5 protein-coding genes are annotated in these 3575 nt (G+C 37.4%); all 5 read left to right on the top strand.

Translation table 11 applies throughout. From position 1 onward, the window contains the following. A partial coding sequence (locus E1171_RS23650; protein ID WP_187696264.1) for a hypothetical protein occupies window positions 1–418 on the top strand: 418 nt, incomplete at its 5' end. A 1-nt stretch (window position 419) separates the two neighbouring features. After that, window positions 420–647 carry a helix-turn-helix transcriptional regulator gene (locus tag E1171_RS04835; RefSeq protein WP_155204640.1) on the top strand — a complete coding sequence of 76 codons (228 nt, stop codon included), beginning with the start codon at window positions 420–422 and terminating at the stop codon, window positions 645–647. A gap of 27 nt (window positions 648–674) precedes the next feature. Continuing rightward, window positions 675–1400 (top strand): DUF4386 domain-containing protein, encoded by a 726-nt coding sequence (locus tag E1171_RS04840; protein ID WP_155204642.1) that lies wholly within the window; start codon window positions 675–677, stop codon window positions 1398–1400. Window positions 1401–1614: 214 nt separating this feature from the next. Continuing rightward, on the top strand, window positions 1615–2337 hold the full coding sequence (locus E1171_RS04845; protein WP_155204644.1) for a DUF4386 domain-containing protein: 723 nt from the start codon (window positions 1615–1617) through the stop codon (window positions 2335–2337). A 278-nt stretch (window positions 2338–2615) separates the two neighbouring features. After that, on the top strand, window positions 2616–3575 hold a 960-nt coding region (locus tag E1171_RS04850; protein ID WP_155204646.1), incomplete at its 3' end, for an NAD(P)-dependent alcohol dehydrogenase.

The raw sequence follows: 3575 nt of genomic DNA on the forward strand, positions 1-3575 counted from the left end.
ATCCATGATTAGTAATCTACTGATCTTCGGCATCTACTACCTAATGGTATGGAGCCGCTACCAGGAGAGTAGTTTTACATCTACCGAGGAATTCAGATTTTGGGGAGCCGTCATTTTAATCTTAATTCCTGTGCTAATTGCAGCCAAAATTATCCTCTACATTATTTTTAGCATTATTAATACAATAATCACCAGAGAAGAAGAGGATTTCCTTAAAGATGAGTTTGGCCGACTTATAGAATCAAAAGCCACAAGGAATTTTCACCATGTTTTTATGGGAGGATTTCTGCTATCCATGGGGGTGCTAGTAATCGGTTTGCCGCCAAAAACCATGTTTATGATCCTATTATTTGCCATATATGTGTCCTCCCTTACACAGGACATTTCCGAATTTTATCTGTTGCGAAAAGGAATTTAAGATGAGTAAAAGTCAAATTAGCACGAACATTCGGAAACTAAGGTTCTTTCATGATGAAATGACCCAAAAAGAGTTAGCCGATAAAGTAGGAGTCACCAGGCAAACCATAGCAGCCATTGAGAAAGGTAAATACTCCCCTTCCCTTGAATTGGCTTTTCGCATAGCCCTGGTATTTAAGACACCCTTAGAAGAAGTTTTTTCCTATCACCCCGCCGAGGATGAAAAATAAATAACCTCAAATAAAACCCAGGCATTTATGGAAGCTCAAAGGAGTAATGAGATGATTCAAACACCCAAACAAATCGCAAAGTTATCAGGCTTTTTGTACCTTCTACCTGCCCCTTTTGCCTTTTTTGGGATGATGTATGTCTCCTCCAATGGGGTTGAACATGGGGGTTTGGGGACAACTATTAAAAAGAATTCGAGTAATGAAACTTTGTTCCGCCTAAGCATGCTTTGTTCATTCCTTATGAACATAAATGTCATCTTACTTGGACTTGTTTTATATAGAATGCTCCAACCCGAAGACAAAAGCATGGCGACATTTATGATGGTATTTGTTATATTCGGAACTTGTATTTCCATGCTTAGCGAACTTTATCATTTTGCAGTACTAACTCTGAGCAATACTACCAGTTTACTTCTATTTACCCCAGAACTGTCGCAATACTTAGTTCGCCTATTTCTTGAAATGCGCGAATATAGCTCATTTGGAATTGAAGGAATTTTCTGGGTCCTCTGGCTTTTCCCTTTAGGATACTTGGTTAATAAGTCAAAATTTCTACCCAAATTCTTGGGAGTATTGCTAATCATTGCTGGTATTGGTTACGTCTTAGCCAGTTTTATGCGAGCTTTGGCACCAAACTTTGACATACCCTTAATTAAATATACCTCTATTGGAGAAATGGCATTCGCAATTTGGCTTTTGATTAAAGGCATTAATGTTGGAAAATGGAGAGAAAGTATTTATGAGTTTAGTTAATACTCCCTAAAAAATGGTCAGTTCACTATAAAATATCAAAGAATAAAATGGGTGGGAATAAATCTCTTCCCATTCAAAATGCTATTAAAATTATAGATGGCAAAGATCCAGAATGGATGAAAAAGCCCATGCATATACCCTATTCGTTATAACAAATAATGAAAGCAATTTGGCATATATAAAAAAAATGAGGCTAAATAAAACCTAATCTACTATGGAAAATCTAAAGAATGATGATTTGATTCAATCAGCTCAAAAAAATGGGCGTATTTCAGCGGTATTGTACCTTATCCTTATTCCTCTGGGATTTTTTGGAGTGGCCTATGTCCCCTCCCTTCTTGAAGTGCCAGGAGAAATGGCAACAACGATTAGCAATATAGTGGAATCTGAATTTCTTTTCCGACTTGGTATGGTGAGTGTATTCCTAATGAATATAGTCAGCATTTTGTTGGTTCTTTATTTATATAAACTTTTCAAACCTATTAACAAAACCACAGCCATCTTTATGGTGGCATTCCTTTTAATTGGAGCTTGCATTTCCATGTTAAACGAGGTAAATAATTTTGCAGCCCTATTTTTGAGTGGATCTAATTCCGGGTCAGTTTTCAATAGGGAACAAGCACAACAGCTTGTGGGCCTGTTTTTGGATATGCAGGAATTTGGTTCTTATATCGCTACTATTTTCTGGGGACTCTGGCTCTTTCCACTTGGAAAATTGATTATTAAGTCAAATGCAATTCCCAAACTTCTAGGTATTTTGTTAATCATCGCTGGCATAGGCTATTTAATAGACTGTTTTATCCTATTCTTTCTTCCTGAGCTTGAATTTAAGATTACGACCTTTACCTTCATCGGAGAAGTCCTGTTCCCTTTATGGCTTTTGATTAAAGGCATAAATATTGAAAAATGGAAAAACTATACGCTTGAATCTGTTTAATTCCCCCCTTCTGCAAGGAAGGGATAATACACCCCACAAATTATTAAAATAAGGAACATAAAGCTGATTCCATTCTGAACAGATAAAAGTGAAAGTGATAAAATCTGATTTGTTTGGCCTTCTCATTCCATTCCAATGATCTGTTCACAGAAAAGAGGTAGCTAAAAAATTAGGGAATTGGGAGGGTTGGAAACTTAAACGAAAATAACATGATCAAACCCATGAAAATCTATGGTTTCTATTTTAAACCCTTACCTAATTAATAAACATCCTATAAAATGAAAGCAATTGTCTATACTGCATACGGTCTCCCAGAGGTTCTTCAACTTAAGGAGATAGAGAAACCAAGTCCCAAGGACAATGAAGTCTTGATAAGAATAGCGGCTGCCACAGTTAACATTACAGACGCTATTATTAGGAAAGGAAAACCCTTTATTGCCAGAATAGGTAATGGTCTGTTTAAGCCTAAAAACACAATATTAGGATCTGCTTTGGCTGGCGAGGTGGAAGAAGTCGGCAAAAATGTAACCTTATTTAAGAAAGGTGATCAGGTTTTTGCAGCGGCCAATGGGACGCATACAGCTTATAAATGTTTATCTGAAGAAGGAGCATTGGTCATAAAACCGACCAATATAACCTTGGAGGAGGCTGCAGCAGTTCCTTATGGGGTACTTACCGCACTGCCTTTCCTCAGGGACGACGGAAAAATCAAGAAGGGACAACAGGTACTTATAAATGGTGCCTCTGGATCTGTAGGAACTTTTGCCGTACAGCTGGCCAAATACTTTGGAGCGGTAGTTACAGGGGTTTGCAGTACTGGGAATCTAGCATTGGTCAAATCTCTGGGCGCAGACCAAGTAATCGATTACACCACAACCGATTTTACCAAAACCGGCCATACTTATGATATTATCTTTGACACAGTAGGCAAAAGCTCATTTTCAAAGTGCAAAAGCGCACTAAAACCAAAAGGTATTTATCTTTTAACCATACCCACACTGTCAATTATGAGGCAAATGTTATGGACAAAATTGACAAATGGTAAAAAAGCCATTTTTGCAGCTAAAGGTTTGAGGTCATCATACAAAAAAGCTAAAGACCTAAAATTTATCAAAGACCTGATTGAGGCAGGGAAACTAAAACCCTATATAGATACAACCTATCCGTTAAAACGGATAATCGAGGCTCATCGATATGTTGAGACTGGGCACAAAAAGGGGAATATAATCCTTAAATTA

The sequence above is a fragment of the Xanthovirga aplysinae genome (assembly GCF_009711365.1).
GTDB classification, from domain to species: Bacteria; Bacteroidota; Bacteroidia; order Cytophagales; family Cyclobacteriaceae; genus Xanthovirga; species Xanthovirga aplysinae.